This window comes from Streptomyces sp. NPDC030143 (genome assembly GCF_055573695.1).
Genome location: NZ_JBVIAY010000006.1, coordinates 14,737 through 34,667, shown reverse-complemented (window position 1 = coordinate 34,667; position 19,931 = coordinate 14,737). Strand labels below are relative to the sequence as shown.

The following is a 19,931-nucleotide window of genomic DNA, read 5'->3' as shown; positions in this document are numbered from 1 at the left end:
TGACGCTCGAGTAAGTTACGCTTCGGTAACTGTTTGCCGAGGCAAGTGAGTGGCCTGGTGGAGCGGATCGGGCCGGCCGCGAAGCCTCCCTTCGCCGAGTGGCCGGCCCACGGGGCGGGCCCTGAACCGCGCCCGGCGCCCTCGCCGGTCCCCGGCCTCCGGTCCGATGTGTGTACGCCGACCCGAGGGGTCGGCCCCGTCCGGCGCCTGGCGTGCGGCCCGGAAGCGCCGGTCGGGGGTGGGGGAGGTGCTCGGGGCGCACCCGCGAGGCGGCGCGCACACCCGAGGCCGGCCTCGGGTCGGCGGTGCAGCGGCCTTGACAGGGGATCGCGCCTCGGGCTTCCTTAGACGCGTTGCGTATGGCACTACGGTTGCACAATAAGCAACCGAGTGTGTCCGGTGGCGACTCCCGTACGACGGGTCGCATCACCCGGTGACGGAACGGTCTGATTCCCCTACACCGCGGAGTGGCGCTTCAGATGACTCGCAAGGCACCTGCTGAAGACCCCGGCGACGCCCGTCTGCGGGTCGGCCCCCCGAAGGAGTACGCCGCCGGCATCCCGGCGGTCACCTCCTCGCTGCGGCACGCCGGTGAGCAGATGGGGGTCCGTCGCGGCCTGCTCACGCTGCTCCAGGTCAACCAGAAGGAGGGCTTCGACTGCCCTGGTTGCGCCTGGCCCGAGCCGGAACACCGGCACCGGGCGGAGTTCTGCGAGAACGGGGCCAAGGCGGTGGCCGAGGAAGCCACCCTTCGCCGGGTCACCCCGGATTTCTTCGCCGAGCACACCCTGGAGGACCTGCTGGCCCGCAGCGACTACTGGCTCGGGCAGCAAGGACGCCTCACCCACCCCGTGTACCGCCCGGCCGGCGGCGACCGCTACCTGCCGATCTCCTGGGACGACGCGTTCGCCGTGATCGCCCGCGAACTCGCCGCGCTCGATCACCCGGACCAGGCGGCCTTCTACACCTCCGGGCGGGCGAGCAACGAGGCCGCGTTCGTCTACCAGCTCTTCGTCAGGATGCTCGGCACCAACAACCTGCCGGACTGTTCGAACATGTGCCACGAGTCCAGCGGTTCGGCCCTGACGGAGACCATTGGCATCGGCAAGGGCAGTGTCCGCCTGGACGACCTCTACGAGGCCGATCTCATCCTCGTGGTCGGCCAGAACCCCGGCACCAACCACCCCCGGATGCTCTCCGCGCTGGAACAGGCCAAGCGGCGAGGCGCTCGCGTCATCGCGGTCAACCCCCTGCCCGAGGCCGGACTGCTCCGGTTCAAGAACCCCCAGCGGCCCTCCGGCATCCTGGGCGGCGGCACCCGGTTGGCGGACCAGTTCCTGCAGATCAGGCTGGGCGGAGACCAGGCGCTGTTCCAGGCGTTCAACCGCATGCTGCTGGAGGCGGAGGACGAAGCGCCCGGCACGTGTCTGGACAGGTCTTTCATCGACCGGTACACGCATGGCTTCCAGGAGTTCGCCGAGCATGCCCGCAAGGCCTCGTGGGACGACATCCTGGCGGCCACGGGACTGCCCGAGGAAGAGATCCGGGCCGCGTTCCGCCAGGTGCTGGCCGCCGAGAAGATCGTCGTCTGCTGGGCGATGGGACTCACCCAGCACCGGCACTCGGTCCCCACCATCCGAGACGTCGTGAACTTCCTGCTGCTGCGGGGCAACATCGGCCGCCCGGGCGCCGGCGTCTGCCCGGTACGCGGCCATTCGAACGTGCAGGGCGACCGGACGATGGGCATCCACGAGAAGCCGGACGACGCGTTCCTGGACGCGCTCGGTGCCGAGTTCGCGTTCACGCCCCCGCGGCGCCACGGTCACGATGCGGTGGAGACCATCCGGGCGATGCGCGACGGCGACGTACGGGTCTTCGTCGCGCTGGGCGGCAACTTCGTCGCCGCGGCCCCCGACACCGGGCTGACCGAGCAGGCGTTGCGCAACTGCCGCCTCACCGTCCAGATCTCGACCAAGCTCAACCGCTCGCATGTCGTCGCCGGGGAGCAGGCCCTCATCCTCCCGTGCCTCGGCCGAACCGAGGCCGACCTGCGGCCGACCGGGGCCCAGGTGGTCACGGTGGAGGACTCCATGGGCGTGGTGCACCTCTCACGGGGGCGTCTCACCCCCGCGTCCGAACACCTGCTGAGCGAGGTCGCGATCATCTGCCGCATGGCACGGGCCGCGCTCGGAGCGTCGGGCGCCCACGTGCCCTGGGAGGACTTCACGTCGGACTACGACAGCATCCGCGACCGCATCGCACGTGTGATCCCCGGTTTCGAGGACTGCAATGCCCGGGTAAGACGGCCGGGCGGCTTCGCCCTGCCCCACCCGCCCCGCGACGAGCGCCGTTTCACGACCACCACCGGCCTGGCCAACTTCATCGCCAACCCGCTGGAGGTGCCCCACGTCCCCGAGGGCAGGCTGCTGCTGCAGACACTCCGTTCCCACGACCAGTACAACACCACCGTCTACGGCCTGGACGACCGGTACCGCGGCGTCCACCAGGGGCGCCGGGTCCTCTTCCTGCACCCCGACGACCTGGCCGAACGAGGCCTGGCCGAGGGGGACCTCGTCGACATCGTCAGCGAGTACGGGGACGGCGTGGAGCGCAGGGCGCCTGCCTTCCGTGCGGTGCCGTACCCGACGCCACGAGGCTGCTGTGCCGCCTATTTCCCCGAGACCAACGTCCTCGTGCCCCTGGACTCCACGGCGGCCGTCAGCAACACCCCCACGTCGAAGTCCGTCGTCGTCCGGCTGGAACCGGCCGCCGCCGGCGCCCGGCCCGGTGCATGACCGGCGGACGTGGCGCCTCCGCCGCTCGTCCGCTCCGTCCAGGAAAGGCGGTGACCGATGAGCGCAGCCGCACACGGCCTCGTCCCGCTGGCCCGCTTCGGCGGCCTCGCCCGAGCTGTTCCTCCGCCGGGTCGGCCGCACGGTGGAGTCCGGCCCCGTCGAGGGCACCGGCCGGACCGCCGCGGACCTCCTCGACAAGGACCACGCCGAGAACGTCATGATCGTGGACGTGGTCCGCAACGACCTGGGCCGCGTCTGCGCCACCGGCTCGGTGACCGTCCCGGACCTGTACGCGGTCGAGGAACACCCCGGCCTGGTGCACCTGGTCTCCTACGTGCGCGGCGAACTCGCCGCGCACGTAGGATGGCCCGAGCTGCTCGGCGGAACCTTCCCGCCCGGGTCCGTCACAGGCGCCCCCAGAACCAGCGCACTGCGCATCATCGAGGAGCTGGAGGCCGCGCCTCGCGGCGGTGGCGTCCGGCTGGGCTGGGTCGACGCCGACCGGGGCACGAGTGAGCTCGCGGTCGGCATCCGAACCCTCTGGATCGACCGCACCGCTTCCGGCGGCCCGTTACTGCGCTTCGGGACAGGGGCCGGGATCACCTGGGACTCCGACGCCGAGCGCGAGTGGGCCGAGACGCGGCTGAAGGCGCGTCGGCTCCTCGCAGTGGCGTCGGGCGGCCACCGGCTGACCGGTCGATCGCGGTTGCGCAACTCTGCGGGCCGAGCCTCTTGACAGCCCCTGTGAGGCATCGGATTGTTGTTGCCCATAGTGAATAGCAATGCATTATTTGCAACATAATTTCGGGTGGTAGGCGCCCCACCTGCCTTTTCTCCGCCGATCTCCCATCCGATCCGTTGTGTCCTTCAGGGCACGGCGGTATCAGTGGCGAACCCCCTCTTGCTCGGTCGCGCATCCGTCGTCCGCGACAGAGAGAGTGCACTGCCGTCTGCGGAAAGGACGAGCTGATGAACACAACCCGCGCAGAGAACGAGAGCCCGGGCCATCCCGTCCGTGCGGATCTGCCGCGAGGGCCGGAGGAATCCGCCGGCCCTCGGACCGACGTGGTCGTCTTCGGCGTCGCCGCCGTCCTCACTCTCGCGTTCATCGTGTGGGGAGCCACGTCGACCGACACGCTGGAGAGCGTGTCCGGCAAACTGCTGGACGGAACGATCCGAAACGGCGGCTGGGCCTTCGTCCTCGCCGCCTCGGGCTTCGTCGTCTTCGCCCTCTGGCTGGCGCTGAGCCGTTATGGGCGGATCACCCTGGGCGCCGAGGGCGAGCAGCCGGAGTTCCGCACCGTCTCCTGGATCGCGATGATGTTCAGCGCGGGCATGGGCATCGGCCTGATGTTCTACGGCGTGAGCGAACCGCTGTCACACTTCACCACGCCGCCGCCGGGCACCGACCCGGCTGACGCCAATCAGGCCATGGAGACCGCCATGGCCACCACCCTCTTCCACTGGACGCTCCACCCGTGGGCGATGTACGCGGTCGTGGGCCTGGCCATCGCCTACAGCACCTTCCGGCGTGGACGCCGGCAGCTGATCAGCTGTGTGTTCATCCCGCTGATCGGCGAGAAGCGGGCGAACGGCTGGGGCGGCAAGGTCATCGACATCCTCGCCATCTTCGCCACCCTCTTCGGCTCCGCCGCCTCTCTGGGGCTCGGCGCCCTGCAGATCGGCAGCGGCATCACCGGGCTGGGATGGATGGGATCCGTCGGCACGGGCCTGCTGGTCGCCGTGATCGCGGTGCTGACCGTGGCCTTCGTCGCCTCGGCGGTGTCCGGGATCGCCAAGGGCATCCAGTGGCTGTCCAACATCAACATGGTGCTGGCGGTGGCCCTGGCGGTCTTCGTGTTCCTCGTCGGACCGTCCGTCTTCATCCTCGACCTGCTGCCCACCTCCATCGGCGCCTTCCTCGGCGATCTGACCCAGATGGCAGGGCGGACCGAGGCGTCGAGCGGTGAGGGAGTCGCCGACTGGCTGGCCGGCTGGACGGTCTTCTACTGGGCCTGGTGGATCTCCTGGACGCCGTTCGTCGGCATGTTCATCGCGCGCATCAGCCGGGGCCGGACCATCCGGCAGTTCGTGGGCGGTGTCATCCTGGTGCCCAGCACGGTCAGTCTGGTGTGGTTCGCCATCTTCGGCGGCTCGGCCATGCACCTCCAGGACGAAGGGCGCCTCGGCGACGCCGCGACAGCCCAGGGCCAGCTCTTCGACGTGCTCCAGCAGTACCCGATCGCCACGGTGACGAGCGTGGTGGTGATGGTCCTCGTCGGGATCTTCTTCGTCTCCGGGGCCGACGCCGCCTCGATCGTGATGGGGACGCTCTCGCAGCGCGGATCCCTGGAGCCGACCCGGACCGTCGTCGTCTTCTGGGGGGTGCTGACCGGGGCCGTCGCCGCGGTGATGCTCCTGATCGGCGGCGGCAAGGGCGACGCGCTCACCGGACTGCAGAACCTCACCATCCTCGCGGCGGCCCCCTTCACCCTGGTCATGGTCGGTCTGTGCGTCGCGCTCACCCGCGATCTGCGCCAGGACCCGCTCATCATCCGCGGGCGCATAGGCGAGGAAGCCATCGAAACGGCCGTCATCGCAGGCCACGAGAAGTACGACGGAGACTTCGAACTGCGCATCGGCCCCTGCGAGCCGGCTGATGGAACGGAGTCCGCACAGGCCCGGCAGCCCACATCCTCACCCACCGGCTGAGATCGACCGCCCCGCGCCCGGCGGGGCCGTGGAACCGACATGTGCGGCCACGGCCCCGCCGGGCGTTCGTGCTGTCCGCCACGATCCCACCCAGTGGGGCGAACCCTCGTCGAGCTCCTTGACCCCCGGTCTGCACTCCACGATGCTGTGTTGCGACAGATGAGATGTGTGCCGTAATGAGCAACATCTGATGCAAGTCTCGAACAGCCGAGGAGTGGCCATGACGCACCAGGTCCGTGCTGTCGTCGCGCGGGGCAAGGGCGCCCCCGTCAGCCTGGAGACGATCATCGTGCCCGACCCGGGCCCGGGTGAGGCGCTGGTGAAGATCGAGGCGTGCGGGGTCTGCCACACCGATCTGCACTACCGGGAGGGCGGCATCAACGACGACTTCCCCTTCCTGCTGGGCCACGAGGCCGCGGGTGTCGTGGAGTCGGTGGGGGAGGGGGTGACCGATGTCGTGCCCGGTGACTTCGTCATCCTCAACTGGCGTGCGGTGTGCGGCCAGTGCCGCGCCTGCCTGCGCGGACGGCCGTGGTACTGCTTCAACACCCACAACGCGAAGCGCAAGATGACCCTGACCGACGGCACCGAGCTGTCGCCGGCGCTGGGCATCGGCGCGTTCGCGGAGAAGACGCTGGTCGCGGCCGGGCAGTGCACCAAGGTCGACCGTGCCGCGTCGCCGGCCGCGGCCGGTCTCCTGGGGTGTGGCGTGATGGCGGGCATCGGTGCGGCCATCAACACCGGGAACGTCGGCCGGGGGGACTCGGTCGCCGTCATCGGCTGCGGCGGTGTCGGGGCGGCGGCGATCGCCGGGTCGAACCTGGCGGGCGCCGCGAAGGTCATCGCCGTGGACATCGACGACCGCAAACTGGAGACGGCCAGGAAGCTGGGCGCGACCCACACCGTCAACTCCAAGGAGACCGACCCGGTCGAGGCGATCCGCGAGCTGACCGGCGGATTCGGCGCGGACGTGGTGATCGAGGCGGTGGGCCGTCCGGAGACGTACGGGCAGGCGTTCTACGCCCGCGACCTCGCCGGTACGGTCGTTCTGGTGGGCGTGCCCACCCCGGAGATGAAGCTGGAACTGCCGCTGCTGGAGGTCTTCGGCCGCGGCGGCGCGCTGAGGTCCTCCTGGTACGGCGACTGCCTGCCGAGCCGGGACTTCCCGATGCTCATCGACCTCTACCTCCAGGGCCGCCTGGACCTGGACGCCTTCGTCACGGAGACCATCGCCCTGGACGAGGTCGAGAAGGCCTTCGAGCGGATGCACCACGGCGACGTGCTGCGCTCGGTGGTGGTCCTCTGATGGCCGCCCGCATCGAACACCTCGTCACCTCCGGGACGTTCTCGCTGGACGGCGGCACCTGGGACGTCGACAACAACGTGTGGATCGTCGGGGACGACAGCGAGGTGATCGTCGTCGACGCCGCGCACGACGCCGAGGCCATCGCCCGAGCCGTCGGCGGGCGTACCCTGCGGGCCATCGTGTGCACGCACGCGCACAACGACCACATCGACGCCGCGCCCGAACTCGCGGCGCTCACGGGCGCCCCGGTCCTCCTCCACCCCGACGACCTGCCGTTGTGGGAACAGACCCACCCCGACAGGGCACCGGACGCCGAACTGGCCCACGGCCAGGCCGTCGTGGTGGCGGGGGTCGAGCTGACCGTGCTGCACACGCCGGGCCACGCCCCCGGCGCGGTCTGCCTGCACGCCCCGTCCCTGACGGCCCTGTTCAGCGGCGACACGCTGTTCGCCGGTGGACCTGGGGCGACGGGACGGTCGTACAGCCACTTCCCCACCATCATCGAGTCGATCCGGGACCGGCTGCTGACGCTGCCTGGAGACACCGTCGTGCACACCGGACACGGGGAGAAGACCACCGTCGCCGCCGAGGCCCCCCGCCTCCAGGAGTGGCTCGACCGCGGCTTCTGACGTCCCGGGCGACCCTCACGCGCCCGCCGTGCCGGCTCGCGGCCCTCGCGAGCCGATACGGCGGGCTGCTGTTGTTCTATATGCATCGAGTTCCATGACGCGCAACGCGGCGAACAGCCTCAGAGTGCCCTCTGAACGCCTTGACAAGGGTTCTGGGCGACCTCAGACTGATGTTGCGCTTACCGCAATCCGTTTCGTTATATGCACCGAGGTGTCATGATGATTCCCGCGTGCCGTCTCGCGGATCTCCCGCGAGGCGAGGCCCACCGGCTCGACCTCGATCCGCCGGTCTCGGTGTTCCACACCGACGACGGCGAATACTTCGCCATCGATGACACCTGCACCCACCAGGACGCGTCGCTCGCCGACGGCTGGCTGGAGGGCTGCGAGGTGGAATGCCCGCTGCACGCCTCCAAGTTCGACCTGAGGACCGGCGCGGTCGACGCCCCGCCGGCCAAGCTTCCGGTCCGGACGCACGAGGTCGTCGTCGAGGACGGCATGATCTACGTCCGCCTGTCCACGGAGGCGCCCAACCTGCCCCCCTGCATCGCAGCCCGGCTCGCCGGGGGGCCCGCGTGAGGACCGTCGCCGTGGTCGGTGCCTCACTGGCCGGTCTGTCGGCGGCGCGCTCACTGCGGAAGCAGGGCTACGACGGCCGGCTGGTCGTCGTCGGGGACGAGCTTCACCGCCCCTACGACAGGCCTCCGCTGTCCAAGGAGTTCCTGGCCGGCACTCTGGGCGAGGCCGAACTCGCCCTGGAGACGGAGGACGAGGACCTGGGGGCGGAGTGGCTGCTCGGTGTCCGCGCCACCGGACTCGACCACGTGCGTCGCGTCGTCCGACTGGCCGACGGACGGGAGGTGCCCGCCGACGGCGTCGTCATCGCGACCGGTGCCGAGGCGCGGACGCTCCCCGGTTTCGACGGCCTGGCCGGAGTGCACACCCTGCGCACCCTGGACGACGCCCGCGCCCTGCGCGACGAACTGGCCCGCGGCGGACGGCTCGTGGTGATCGGCGGAGGGTTCATCGGAGCCGAGGTCGCCTCCACCGCGTACGCCCTCGGGCTCGACGTGACCGTCGTGGAGGCGGCCCCGACACCGCTCGCCGGACCGCTCGGCGAGACAATGGGCGCCATCGTCTCCGCCCTCCACGCCGACCACGGAGTACGGCTGGTGTGCGGTGTCGGTGTCAAGGGACTGAGCGGGGGGACCCGGGTCGACGCCGTCCTGTTGGAGGACGGCCGCAGTGTCCCGGCAGACATCGTCGTGGTCGGTGTGGGCGCGCGCCCGTGCGTCGAGTGGCTGGAGGGTTCCGGCATCGAACTCGACAACGGCGTCAAGTGCGGCGCGGACGGCCGCACCAGCCTGGCGGGTGTGGTCGCGGTCGGCGACTGCGCCAACTGGTACGACCCGCGCACGGGGTTCCATCGCCGCGTCGAGCATTGGACCGGCGCCCGCGAGCGCCCCGACGCCGCCGTCGCCACGCTGCTGGCCGGCGGTGCGGTGGAACCGGATGTGCCGCGGCCGCCGTACTTCTGGTCCGACCAGTACGGCGTGAGGATCCAGTTCGCCGGTCACGCGGCCGGAGCGGACAGCGTCACCATCGAGGCGGGCGCCGTGGACGACCGCGACGTCCTGGCCGTCTACCGGCGGGCCGGGAGCCCGGTCGCCGTCCTCGGACTGAACCAGCCGCGGCTGTTCATGCGCTGGCGCAAGCAACTCGTCGCCACCGCGCCGTGACACCGCCCCCCGCGGCACCCCGTGCTGCGGTCGCACATCGCACGCGACGTTGCTCGATGCGCAACGTCTTCAGCGCCACGCTCGCTACACGACGCTCACTGCACGACGCTCTCTGCCCAACGCCGTCCGGAGCCGCTGTTCCCGGCGCGTGAATGCCCCCTCCACGACGTTCCCCCGAGGAGTGCCCCGTGACCTCGACCGGTCTGCCGGACAGTCTGATCGCCACCCTCCCCGGCTCCTCCTACACGGACCCGGGGATCTTCGCCCAGGAACAGGAGCGCATCTTCGAGACCATGTGGTTCTGCGTGGCGCGCGCCTCCGAGCTGGCGAAGCCCGGTGCCTTCCGCACCGTCGACGTGGGCCGCGAGAGCATCCTCGTCACCCGGGCCCGGGACAACTCGATCCGTGCGTACTTCAACGTGTGCCGGCACCGTGGGGCCAAGCTCTGCACCGAGGAGGCCGGCGAGGTCAAGCGGGCCTTCCGGTGTCCGTACCACGCCTGGACGTACGACCTGAACGGCAAGCTCGTCGCGGCGCCCAACCTCACCAAGATGCCCGACGTGGGCCGTACCGAGTACGGCCTGGTGAGCGTGGCCGTGCGCGAGTGGCTCGGCTACGTGTGGGTCTGCCTGGCGGAGGATCCGCCCTCCTTCGAGGAGGACGTCATCGGCGAGGTCGTCTCCCGCCTGGGCGACGTCGAGTCGATCGAGCACTACGACATCGACAACCTCTCGGTCGGCGAGCGGATCGTCTACGACGTCAAGGCGAACTGGAAGCTCATCATCGAGAACTTCATGGAGTGCTACCACTGCGCCACGATCCACCCCGAACTCACGGAGGTGCTCCCGGAGTTCGCGGACGGTTACGCCGCCCAGTACTACGTGGGTCACGGTGCGGAGTTCGGCGAGGGTGTCCAGGGCTTCACCGTCGACGGCTCCGAGGGCCTGGACCGCATTCCCGGGGTCGCCGACGATCAGGACCGCCGTTACTACGCGATCACCGTCAAGCCCCAGGTGTTCATCAATCTCGTGCCCGACCACGTGATCTTCCACCGCATGTACCCGGTGTCCGTGGACCGCACGATCGTGGAGTGCGACTGGCTGTATCTGCCGCACGTCGTCGAGAGCGGCAAGGACGTGAGCCGGTCCGTGGAACTCTTCGACCGGGTCAACCGACAGGACTTCGAGGCGTGCGAGCGCACCCAGCCCGCGATGGGCTCCCGGATATACGCCAAGGGCGGTGTGCTGGTGCCCAGCGAGCACCACATCGGCGCATTCCACGGCTGGGTGAACGAGCGCCTGGGCACCCCTCAGGTGTGACGCAGAACTCCGAACGCCCGGCTCGCGACGCCCGGCACGCGTGCTCACCGCGTTGCCGACTGCCTCAGTAGGTCCGCCACGAGGAGCCTCCGGCGCCTTGCGATCGCGCGCACCGGACGCCGCGAGCTGATCGGCCTCCCCTCTTGCTCGGAGCTCTCAGCCCAGGTAGCCCATCCGGTGGCTGATCTCCTGCGCGCCCTTGAGCAGCACCGGGGAGAGTTCGTGCAGGCGCTCCTCGGTGAGCCGGTACCCGGGCCCGGAGGCGCTGAGCGCCGCGATGACGTCGCCGTCCCGGTTGCGGACCGGGGCGGCCATCGCGTGCAGCCCCACCTCCAGTTCCTCCAGGGTGAAGGCGTAACCGCGCTCCCGGGCCTCGGCGAGATGCTTCTCGAGCTTCGTCTTCGCGGTGATGGTGTGCGGGGTGACCTTCTTCATACCGGCGGAGGACAGCAGCGCGGCGCGCTCCGCGGCCGGCAGGTACGCCAGCAGGATCTTGCCGCTGGACGTGGCGTGCAGGGGAGTCAGCTGGCCGACCCAGTTGTGCGCGGTGATGGCTCCCGGACCGCGCACCTGGTACAGGTTGATCGCGTAGTGCTCCTGCATGACCGCGATGTTGACGGTCTCGCCGAGCTCCTCGGCGAGACGTTCGCAGACCGGGCGGCCCTGCTGGGTGATGTCGATACGGCCGGTGACCGCGCCGGCCAGGCGAACGATGCCGAAGCCGAGCCGGTACTTGCCGCGCTCGCCGGCCTGCTCCACCAGACCGCGCGCCTCCAGGGCGCCGAGCAGGCGGAAGGCGGTGGACTTGTGCACCTCGATCTCGCCCGCCACCTCGCTGACACCGGCGTCCCCGCGCTGGGCGAGGATCTCCAGGACGCTGATGGCGCGGTCGACCGACTGGACGCCACCGCTTTGCGAATTCGACGTTTCTGTATCAGGGCTGTAGTTGCTCACAGTGAAACTATACGCGTAGTAAACAACACGACTGCAAGCAACGCCGTCGAAACGAAGTCTCCAAGTTGCGTCGTCCGCAACCTGGTGCGTATAGCGCGATCGGGTTTAGCATGCCTCGCACATACGGCACGAGCGAGACGAGGCACCATGGCTCCCCTGCAGTACGACTTCGTCATCGTCGGCGGCGGTTCGGCCGGCAGTGCGCTGGCGAACAGGCTCTCGGCCGACCCGGCCAACCGGGTGCTGGTCCTGGAGGCGGGCCGGTCGGACTACCCGTGGGACGTCTTCATCCACATGCCCGCGGCCCTGACCTACCCGATCGGCAGCCGGTTCTACGACTGGAAGTACGAGTCCGAGCCCGAGCCCCACATGGGCGGCAGGCGCATCTACCACGCGCGCGGCAAGGTGCTGGGCGGCTCCAGCAGCATCAACGGCATGATCTTCCAGCGCGGCAACCCCCTGGACTACGAACGCTGGGCCGCCGACCCGGGCATGGAGACCTGGGACTACGCGCACTGCCTGCCGTACTTCCGGCGCATGGAGAACTGCCTGGCCGCCGACCCGGACGACGAGTTCCGCGGCCACGACGGCCCCCTCGTCCTCGAGCGCGGCCCGGCGACCAACCCTCTCTTCGGCGCCTTCCTCGAAGCCACCCGGGAAGCGGGCTACGCGCCCACGGACGACGTCAACGGCTACCGGCAGGAGGGATTCGCGAAGTTCGACCGCAATGTTCACCGCGGTCGCCGCCTGTCCGCCTCGAAGGCGTACCTCAAGCCCGCGAGGAAGCGGCCCAACCTCACCGTCAGGACCCGCGCCCTCGTCACGCGCGTCCTCTTCGAGGGCAAGCGGGCCGTCGGCGTCGAGTACCGGCGCTGCCGGGGAGCGCTCCAGCAGGTCCGCGCCAGGGAAGTCATCCTGTGCGGCGGCGCCATCAACTCCCCGCAACTGCTCCAGCTCTCCGGCGTCGGCAACGCCGAGGAACTGCGCGCCCTCGGCATCGACGTCGTCCACCACCTCCCGGGCGTCGGCGAGAACATGCAGGACCACTTGGAGGTCTACGTCCAGTACGCCTGCAGACAGCCCGTCTCCATGCAGCCGTACATGGCGAAGTGGCGCGCCCCCTTCATCGGACTGCAATGGCTCTTCCGCAAAGGCCCGGCCGCCACCAACCACTTCGAGGCCGGCGGTTTCGCCCGCAGCAACGAGGACGTCGACTACCCCAACCTGATGTTCCACTTCCTGCCGGTCGCGGTCCGTTACGACGGCTCCTCGCCCGCCGGCGGTCACGGCTACCAGGTGCATGTCGGGCCCATGTACTCGGACGCCATCGGCTCGGTGAAGATCAAGAGCAAGGACCCGCGCGAACACCCGGCGCTGCGTTTCAACTACCTCTCCACCGAGCAGGACCGCCGCGAATGGGTCGAGGCGATCCGGGTGGCCCGCAAGCTGCTCAACCAGCCCGCGCTGGCCGCCTACAACGGAGGCGAGGTTTCGCCCGGCCCGGAGGTGGAGACGGACGAGCAGATCCTGGCCTGGGTCGCGAAGGAGGGCGAGACCGCCCTGCACCCGTCCTGCACCTGCAAGATGGGCACCGACGAGACGGCTGTCGTCGACCCGGCCAGCATGAGGGTGCACGGCCTGGACGGCCTGCGCGTGGTGGACGCCTCCGTCATGCCCTACGTCACCAACGGCAACATCTACGCACCGGTGATGATGATCGCCGAGAAGGCGGCCGACCTCATCCTCGGCAAGGAGCCGCTCGCGCCGTCGAAGGCCGCGTACTACCGCCACCGTGACGTCCGGAAGCAGGCGGAGTAGGCGTTGGGCGCGACCGGGCTCCGGCCGCTGCTGGACAACGTCCGCTACGAGGTGCTGCCGGCGAAGGCGGCCGAGGACAAGGTCCTCGCCCATGTCCCGCGTGACGTCGTCGTCACCGTGACGGCGTCGCCGGTGAAGGGCCTGGAGCCGACCCTCGACCTCACCGCCCGGCTCGCGGCGCACGGCTACCGGGTCGTCCCGCACGTGCCGGCGCGGCTGCTGCGCGACGACGTGCACCTCGGGGAGGTCGTGGGCCGGCTCCGCGAGGCGGGGGTGGACGACGTCTTCGTCCCGGCCGGCGACGCCGACCCCCCTGCCGGGGTCTATGACGGGGCACTGCCGGTGCTGCGCGGGCTGAGCGAGCTGGGCAGCCCCTTCGCCCGGGTCGGCGTCACCGGCTACCCCGAGAGCCATCCGCTCATCCACGACGACGTCACCGTCCAGGCGATGTGGGACAAGCGCGAGCACGCCACGTACATCGTGAGCAACCTGTGCTTCGACCCGCGGGTGCTGGGGGACTGGATCGCTCGCGTACGGCGCCGGGACGTCGCCCTCCCGGTCCACGTGGGCATCGCGGGGCCCGTACAGCGGGCCAAGCTGCTGGCGATGGCCACGAAGATCGGGGTGGGGGAGTCGACGCGCTTCCTGACGAAGCACGCCGCGTGGTTCGTGCGGTTGGCGGCCCCCGGAGGGTATGCCCCCGAGCGGCTGCTGACCCGCGCGCAGGAGGCCCTCACCTCGCCTTCGTCAGGGGTGGCCGGACTGCACGTGTTCACGTTCAACCAGATAGCCGAGACGGAGCGGTGGCGCCGCGCGCTGCTGGACCGGCTGGGCGGCTGAACCAGGGAAGGGGCGGCAACCGACACCGCGCCCCTGTGACCGACGGGCGGCGCGCAGGGGGCGGCATGCGAGCCCGGTACGAGCCGTATACGACAAGGGCGGGACCGAATTCCGGTCCCGCCCCCCGTGGGTGCGGCTCAGCGGAAGACCACCGTGCGGTTGCCGTCCACCATCACACGGCTCTCGCTGTGCCACTTCACCGCGTGCGCGAGCACCTGCGCCTCCACGTCGCGCCCGACCGTGACCAGGTCGCCGGGGTCGAGTGAGTGGTCCACCCGGACCACGTCCTGCTCGATGATCTGCCCCTCGTCCAGGTCCGGCGTCACATAGTGCGCCGTGGCTCCGACGAGTTTCACCCCGCGCCGGTAGGCCTGCTCGTAGGGGCGTGCGCCCTTGAAACTGGGAAGGAAGGAGTGATGGATGTTGATGGCGCGGCCTTCGAGTTCCTTGCACAGATCGTCGGAGAGGACCTGCATGTAGCGGGCCAGTACCACCAGGTCGACGTCCAGCTCACGCACGAGTTCCAGCAGCCGTGCCTCGGCCTCGGGCTTGGTGTCCCTGGTCACCGGGATGTGGTGGAACGGAATGCCGTAGGTCTCCGCGAGCCCTTCGAAGTCACGGTGGTTGGAGACGATCGCGGGGATGTCGATGTTCAGGGCGCCGGTGCGGCGGCGGAAGAGCAGGTCGTTCAGGCAGTGGCCGAACCTGGACACCATGATCAGCGTCCGGGTCGGCGTGGCCGCTTCGCTCAGGGTCCAGGTGATGCCGTAGGCCTGGGCCACGGGACCGAACCGGTCGCGCAGACTCTCCAGCGCGGCATCCGGATCCGAGACGTCGAAGTGGACCCTCATGAAGAAGCGGCCCTGAAGTCGGTCGTCGAACTGCTGGCTTTCCAGGATGTTGCCGGAGTTCCTGACGAGGAAGCCGCTCACGGCGTGCACCAGTCCCGCGCTGTCGGGACAGGAGAGGGTGAGGACGTACTCACGGCCAGGTTGAGGTCGAGGGGACATGGGCGGCCTCCGTCGGTGCGCAATGCACAACATGGTGAGCGATACGCAACATGGTCGGCTCGGCGGCGCTTGCGGTCAAGGGTGGCCGGGTAAGTGGTCACATGGTCAAATCGTCACCGGCCAACCTCTTGACGCCGGTCTGTGCACCGGCAATGGTGTTCCACCACAAGCAATCGGGTGCACGATGCGCAACGAACTTCGGTTGAAAGGCTCGGCGCGTGGCAGACCTGTATGTGGATGGAGAATGGCGGGAGCCGGTGGCCGGCGGTCAGCGGGACATCCGATGTCCCGCTGACGGCACGCTTGCGGCCACCGTCTCGGAAGCGACACGCCCCGACGCGGAGGCCGCGATCGCCGCGGCCCGCCGCGCCTTCGATGCGGGGCAGTGGCCGAACACCCCCGAGCGCGAGCGCGGCGCGCTGCTGCTGCGCACCGCCGATCTCATCGAGCGCGACGCCAAGGCATTCGCCCGCGCCGAGTCCCTGGACACCGGCAAGCGGCTGGTGGAGAGCGAGTACGACATCGCCGACGTCGTCTCCTGCTTCCGCTACTACGGCGGCCTCGCGGGCACCGACGCCGGCCGTGTGATCGACACCGGCCGCGACGACGCCGTGAGCCGGGTCCTCTACGAGCCCGTCGGTGTGTGCGGGCTCATCACGCCCTGGAACTACCCTTTGCTCCAGGCCGGTTGGAAGGTCGCCCCGGCGCTTCTCGCCGGCAACACGATCGTCCTCAAGCCCAGCGAGCTCACTCCCTCCACCTCGATCCTGCTGATGAGGGCACTTCAGGAGGCGGGGCTCCCGGCCGGCGCCGCGAACCTCGTCCTGGGCGCCGGTCCCGAGGTGGGTGCACCGCTGTCCGAGGACCCGGCCGTGGACATGGTCTCCTTCACCGGAGGACTGGAGACGGGCAAGCGGATCATGGCCACCGCCGCCGCGACCGTGAAGAAGGTCGCGCTGGAACTCGGCGGCAAGAACCCCAACGTCGTCTTCGCCGACGCCGACTTCGAGACGGCCGTCGACTTCGCCCTCACGGCCGTCTTCCTGCACTCGGGACAGGTCTGCTCGGCCGGCGCCCGGCTGATCGTCGAGGACTCCCTGCACGACCGCTTCGTCGACGAGGTCGTCCGCCGGGCCCGGCGGATCCGCCTCGGCGGTCCCTTCGCCCCCGAGGCCGAGACGGGTGCGCTGATCTCCGCACAGCACCGGGAGAAGGTCGAGGCATACGTAGCGGCCGGCCTCGCCGAGGGCGCCGTACTGCGCTGCGGCGGCGCACGGCCCGACGCCCCCGCACTGGCGAACGGTCACTACTACCTGCCCACCGTGCTCGACGAGTGCAGGCAGGACATGCGCGTGGTGCACGAGGAGTCCTTCGGCCCCGTGCTCACCGTCGAGCGCTTCGGTGACGAGGACGACGCGGTGCGCATCGCCAACGACACCGAGTACGGACTCGCCGGAGCCGTCTGGACGCAGGACGCCGGCAAGGCCCAGCGGGTCGCCCGGCGGCTGCGTCACGGCACGGTGTGGATCAACGACTACCACCCCTATGTGCCACAAGCGGAATGGGGCGGCTTCGGGCACTCGGGCGTGGGCCGGGAGCTGGGACCGACCGGCCTGAACGAGTACCGAGAGCCCAAGCACATCTGGCAGAACATCCGACCCCGGCCGCAGCACTGGTTCCGCGGCTGAACGCCGAAAGAAGGTCGAACGTGACCACACAGACCGAGGTGCCGCAGCGGCGCGGCACGCCCCAGGACTCGGGCCCCACCCCGGTCATATCCGTGCGCAGGCTGTGGAAGGTGTTCGGGCCGAAGGCCGACCGGGTACCGGACACCGAGGAGTTGCGTGGGCTCACCCGCCGCGAGCTCATGGACCGTACCCGGTGCACCGCCGCCGTGCGGGACGTCCACTTCGACGTCTCACCCGGCGAGGTCTTCGTCGTGATGGGCCTGTCCGGCTCCGGCAAGTCCACGCTGGTGCGATGCCTGACCCGGCTGATCGAACCCACCGCCGGTGAGGTCGTCTTCGAGGGCGAGGACATCCGCAAGGCCGACGCCAAGCGCCTGCGCGATCTGCGGCGCAGCAAGTTCTCCATGGTCTTCCAGCATTTCGGTCTGCTGCCCCACCGTCGCGTCGTCGACAACGTGGCGTTCGGGCTGGAGATCCGCGGCATGGGCAGGGCGGAGCGCGTCGCGCGGGCCATGGAGGTCGTCGAACTGGTCGGCCTCGCGGGTTACGAGCACTCCTACCCCGACCAGTTGTCCGGCGGTATGCAGCAGCGCGTGGGCCTGGCCCGTGCCCTCGCCGGCGATCCGGAGGTGCTCTTCTTCGACGAGCCGTTCTCGGCGCTAGACCCGCTGATCCGCCGGGACATGCAGAACGAGGTGATCCGGCTGCACCACGAGGTCGGCAAGACGATGGTGTTCATCACCCACGACCTCTCCGAGGCCCTCAAGCTGGGCGACCGCATCCTCATCATGCGCGACGGCAAGATGGTCCAGTGCGGCACCGGCGACGAACTCGTGGGCGCCCCGGCGGACGACTACGTCCGCGAGTTCGTCAAGGACGTGCCCCGCGGTGACGTGCTCACCCTGCGTTGGATCATGCGCCCGCCGGCGGACGGCGACGCTCTGGACGGTCCCGAGTTGGGCCCGGACGTCGTGGTGAAGGAGGCCACCCGGGCGGTGCTCGCGGCCGACAAGCCGGTCAAGGTCGTCGAGAACGGCAAGCTGCTCGGCATCGTCGGCGACGAGGAGATCCTCGCGGTGGTCGCCGGGGAAGGCGGCGCGTGATGACCGTCGTCGTGGAGAAGACGGAGCAACCGGAGAAGGCCCCGGGCGTCGAGCCGGCCGCTCCCGCCGAGGGCGTGCGCAAGGTCGGCCGGCCCGCGGTCGCGGCCGTGATCCTCGTCGTCTGGGTCGCGGTGTTCCTGGTCCTGCGCGGCAGGCAGACCCTGGCCCTGGCGGCGGCGGACCTGACCGACCTGCACCGGTGGTTCAACGACGTCAACGACGCGGTCGGCGCGAACCGCAATTCCAACCCGCTGTTCCTGTACTTCTTCAACGAGATCCGCCTGGTCGTCGACACCCTGGTGAGCCTCGTCCAGGACCTGATCTCGCAGCCCTCCGCCGACCGGCCCGTCCCGCAGGTCGGGTGGCTCGGTGTCATCGGCATCGCGGGCTACGTCTCCTGGGCCGTGGGCAACTGGCGGGTCGCGCTGCTCGCGGTGGCCGGATTCACCTTCCTGGGCCTGCAAGGCCTGTGGCAGGAGAGCATGGACACCCTGGCGCTCACCGTCTCCGCGGTGTTCGTGGCGTTGCTGTTCGCGATCCCGCTGGGTGTGTGGGCGGGGCTGTCCGACCGGTTCAACAAGATCGTGACGCCCCTGCTCGATTTCATGCAGACGATGCCGACCTTCGTCTATCTGGCCCCGCTGACGCTGTTCTTCCTCATCGGCGGAGCCTCTGCCACCATCGCCACGGTGATCTACGCGGCCCCGCCGGCGATCCGCATCACCGCGCACGCCATCCGCTCCGTACCGGAGACCACGGTGGAGGCGGCCGACTCGCTGGGGGCGACGCGCCGGCAGGCCCTGCTCAAGGTCCTGCTGCCGATGTCCAAGCGGACCGTGGTGATGGGCGTCAACCAGACGATCATGGCCGCCCTGGCCATGGTGACCATCGCGGCCCTGATCGACGCGCCCGGCCTCGGCAAGACCGTCGTGCAGGCGCTCCAGTCGCTCGACGTGGGCACCGCCTTCAACGCGGGCCTCTCCATCGTCGTCATGGCCATCGTCCTGGACCGGGTCACGACCGCGGCCAGCGCACGTGAGGAGGAGGCCCGGCGCTCGAAGAACCGCTTCCTCGCCTGGCGGCGGCCGCTGCTGCTCGTGGGAGCGGTGGTCACGGGCGTCCTGGTCCACCTGTCGCACACCTACCTGTGGGCGGCGGAGTTCCCCGGCGACGGTGGTGTCGGAAGCTCCATCGCGAGCGCGGCCGACACCGCGACGACCTGGGTGCAGGACAACCTCTCCGGCCTCACCAACGCCGTCCGCGACGCCATCACCAACGGCCTGCTCAATCCGTTCCAGACACTGCTCACCGACTCTCCGTGGTGGCTCGTCGGCGCGGCCCTGGTCGCGCTCGGCGTCGTCCTCGGCGGCCGGCGTGCCGGCGTCACCACCGCGGTGTGCGTGGGCCTGCTGGTGGGTACCGGCGTGTGGTCGGACAGCATGACCACGCTGGCGTCGACCGTCGTGGCCACGGTGCTCGTGATGCTGCTCGGCGTCGTCTTCGGCGTGTGGATGGGACGCAGTGCGCTGGTGGACCGGCTGCTCAGGCCCAGTCTGGACGCGGCACAGGTCATGCCGCCGTTCGTCTATCTCGTTCCGTTCCTCGCGCTGTTCGGCGCGACCCGCTTCACGGCGATCGTCGCCGCCGTGGTCTACGCGGCACCCGTCGCCATGAAGATCATCGCGGACGGGGTGCGGAACGTGCCCGCGACGACCGTGGAGGCGGCCACCTCCGCCGGGTGCAACACCTGGCAGATCATCACCAAGGTCCAGCTGCCGATGGCACGCGGCGCCCTGACTCTCGCGACCAATCAGGGCCTGATCTACGTGCTGTCGATGGTTGTGGTGGGCGGCCTGGTAGGCGCGGGCGCCCTCGGTTACGACGTCGTGGCCGGCTTCTCGCAGGGACAGCTGTTCGGGAAGGGGCTCGCCGCAGGGCTCGCCATCGTCCTTCTCGGAGTCATGTTCGACCGGATCACTCAGGCAGCGGCGCGGCGTACCAGCGCGTAAGGAGCACTG

Annotated in this window: 14 protein-coding genes and 1 pseudogene; 13 read left to right on the top strand and 2 right to left on the bottom strand. The window is 69.8% G+C overall.

What is annotated here, in order from left to right:
* The first annotated feature begins 479 nt into the window (after window positions 1-479).
* The 8 genes and pseudogenes from ACZ4YY_RS12740 to ACZ4YY_RS12705 all read left to right on the top strand — a co-directional run bounded on the left by ACZ4YY_RS12740 (window position 480) and on the right by ACZ4YY_RS12705 (window position 10,500).
* Window positions 480-2,795: an FdhF/YdeP family oxidoreductase gene (locus ACZ4YY_RS12740; RefSeq protein ID WP_468287812.1), complete on the top strand. Its 2,316-nt coding sequence runs from the start codon at window positions 480-482 to the stop codon at window positions 2,793-2,795.
* A 100-nt stretch (window positions 2,796-2,895) separates the two neighbouring features.
* A pseudogene (locus tag ACZ4YY_RS12735) lies at window positions 2,896-3,531 on the top strand (chorismate-binding protein); the annotation flags it as partial.
* 233 nt (window positions 3,532-3,764) lie between these two features.
* Complete coding sequence (locus ACZ4YY_RS12730) at window positions 3,765-5,507, top strand: BCCT family transporter (protein WP_468287809.1); 1,743 nt, start codon at window positions 3,765-3,767, stop codon at window positions 5,505-5,507.
* 220 nt (window positions 5,508-5,727) lie between these two features.
* On the top strand, window positions 5,728-6,813 hold the full coding sequence (locus ACZ4YY_RS12725) for an S-(hydroxymethyl)mycothiol dehydrogenase (RefSeq protein ID WP_468287806.1): 1,086 nt from the start codon (window positions 5,728-5,730) through the stop codon (window positions 6,811-6,813).
* A complete protein-coding gene (locus tag ACZ4YY_RS12720; RefSeq protein WP_468287803.1) occupies window positions 6,813-7,442 on the top strand; it encodes an MBL fold metallo-hydrolase in 630 nt (209 codons plus the stop codon). Before ACZ4YY_RS12725 ends, ACZ4YY_RS12720 begins: the two co-directional genes overlap by 1 nt.
* Window positions 7,443-7,658: 216 nt before the next feature.
* Window positions 7,659-8,021: a bifunctional 3-phenylpropionate/cinnamic acid dioxygenase ferredoxin subunit gene (locus ACZ4YY_RS12715; protein WP_468287800.1), complete on the top strand. Its 363-nt coding sequence runs from the start codon at window positions 7,659-7,661 to the stop codon at window positions 8,019-8,021.
* Complete coding sequence (locus ACZ4YY_RS12710) at window positions 8,018-9,181, top strand: NAD(P)/FAD-dependent oxidoreductase (RefSeq protein ID WP_468287797.1); 1,164 nt, start codon at window positions 8,018-8,020, stop codon at window positions 9,179-9,181. Before ACZ4YY_RS12715 ends, ACZ4YY_RS12710 begins: the two co-directional genes overlap by 4 nt.
* A 188-nt stretch (window positions 9,182-9,369) precedes the next feature.
* Window positions 9,370-10,500, top strand: a complete 1,131-nt coding sequence (locus tag ACZ4YY_RS12705) for an aromatic ring-hydroxylating oxygenase subunit alpha (protein WP_468287794.1) — start codon at window positions 9,370-9,372, stop codon at window positions 10,498-10,500.
* A 156-nt stretch (window positions 10,501-10,656) separates the two neighbouring features.
* On the opposite strand, the gene ACZ4YY_RS12700 is transcribed toward ACZ4YY_RS12705, so the two are convergent.
* A complete protein-coding gene (locus tag ACZ4YY_RS12700; protein ID WP_468287792.1) occupies window positions 10,657-11,454 on the bottom strand; it encodes an IclR family transcriptional regulator in 798 nt (265 codons plus the stop codon).
* A 147-nt stretch (window positions 11,455-11,601) separates the two neighbouring features.
* On the opposite strand from ACZ4YY_RS12700, the gene betA reads away from it, so the two are divergent.
* Window positions 11,602-13,272, top strand: coding sequence for a choline dehydrogenase (gene betA / locus ACZ4YY_RS12695; protein ID WP_468287789.1), 1,671 nt, complete (start codon window positions 11,602-11,604; stop codon window positions 13,270-13,272).
* Window positions 13,273-13,275: 3 nt separating this feature from the next.
* Window positions 13,276-14,112, top strand: coding sequence for a methylenetetrahydrofolate reductase (locus ACZ4YY_RS12690; protein ID WP_468287786.1), 837 nt, complete (start codon window positions 13,276-13,278; stop codon window positions 14,110-14,112).
* A gap of 137 nt (window positions 14,113-14,249) precedes the next feature.
* On the opposite strand, the gene purU is transcribed toward ACZ4YY_RS12690, so the two are convergent.
* Entirely contained in the window at window positions 14,250-15,122 is an 873-nt protein-coding gene (purU, locus tag ACZ4YY_RS12685; protein WP_468287783.1) for a formyltetrahydrofolate deformylase, read from the bottom strand.
* 218 nt (window positions 15,123-15,340) lie between these two features.
* On the opposite strand from purU, the gene ACZ4YY_RS12680 reads away from it, so the two are divergent.
* Genes ACZ4YY_RS12680 through ACZ4YY_RS12670 form a run of 3 tightly spaced genes read left to right on the top strand, consistent with a single transcriptional unit; the run spans window position 15,341 to window position 19,922 of the window.
* Window positions 15,341-16,810 (top strand): aldehyde dehydrogenase family protein, encoded by a 1,470-nt coding sequence (locus ACZ4YY_RS12680; protein WP_468287780.1) that lies wholly within the window; start codon window positions 15,341-15,343, stop codon window positions 16,808-16,810.
* Window positions 16,811-16,830: 20 nt separating this feature from the next.
* The gene (locus ACZ4YY_RS12675) at window positions 16,831-17,913 is read left to right on the top strand and encodes a quaternary amine ABC transporter ATP-binding protein (RefSeq protein WP_468287777.1); all 1,083 of its coding nucleotides are present in this window, start codon (window positions 16,831-16,833) and stop codon (window positions 17,911-17,913) included.
* Complete coding sequence (locus ACZ4YY_RS12670; protein WP_468287775.1) at window positions 17,913-19,922, top strand: ABC transporter permease; 2,010 nt, start codon at window positions 17,913-17,915, stop codon at window positions 19,920-19,922. Before ACZ4YY_RS12675 ends, ACZ4YY_RS12670 begins: the two co-directional genes overlap by 1 nt.
* The last annotated feature ends 9 nt before the right edge of the window (window positions 19,923-19,931 follow it).

Excerpts from the sequence above, each read along its gene's own strand:
- ACZ4YY_RS12730 (WP_468287809.1), top strand. The coding sequence starts at position 3,765 with ATGAACACAACCCGCGCAGAGAACGAGAGCCCGGGCCATCCCGTCCGT.
- ACZ4YY_RS12715 (WP_468287800.1), top strand. The coding sequence starts at position 7,659 with ATGATGATTCCCGCGTGCCGTCTCGCGGATCTCCCGCGAGGCGAGGCC.
- betA (WP_468287789.1), top strand. The coding sequence starts at position 11,602 with ATGGCTCCCCTGCAGTACGACTTCGTCATCGTCGGCGGCGGTTCGGCC.
- ACZ4YY_RS12740 (WP_468287812.1), top strand. The coding sequence starts at position 480 with ATGACTCGCAAGGCACCTGCTGAAGACCCCGGCGACGCCCGTCTGCGG.
- ACZ4YY_RS12725 (WP_468287806.1), top strand. The coding sequence starts at position 5,728 with ATGACGCACCAGGTCCGTGCTGTCGTCGCGCGGGGCAAGGGCGCCCCC.
- ACZ4YY_RS12720 (WP_468287803.1), top strand. The coding sequence starts at position 6,813 with ATGGCCGCCCGCATCGAACACCTCGTCACCTCCGGGACGTTCTCGCTG.
- ACZ4YY_RS12670 (WP_468287775.1), top strand. The coding sequence starts at position 17,913 with ATGACCGTCGTCGTGGAGAAGACGGAGCAACCGGAGAAGGCCCCGGGC.
- purU (WP_468287783.1), bottom strand. The coding sequence starts at position 15,122 with ATGTCCCCTCGACCTCAACCTGGCCGTGAGTACGTCCTCACCCTCTCC.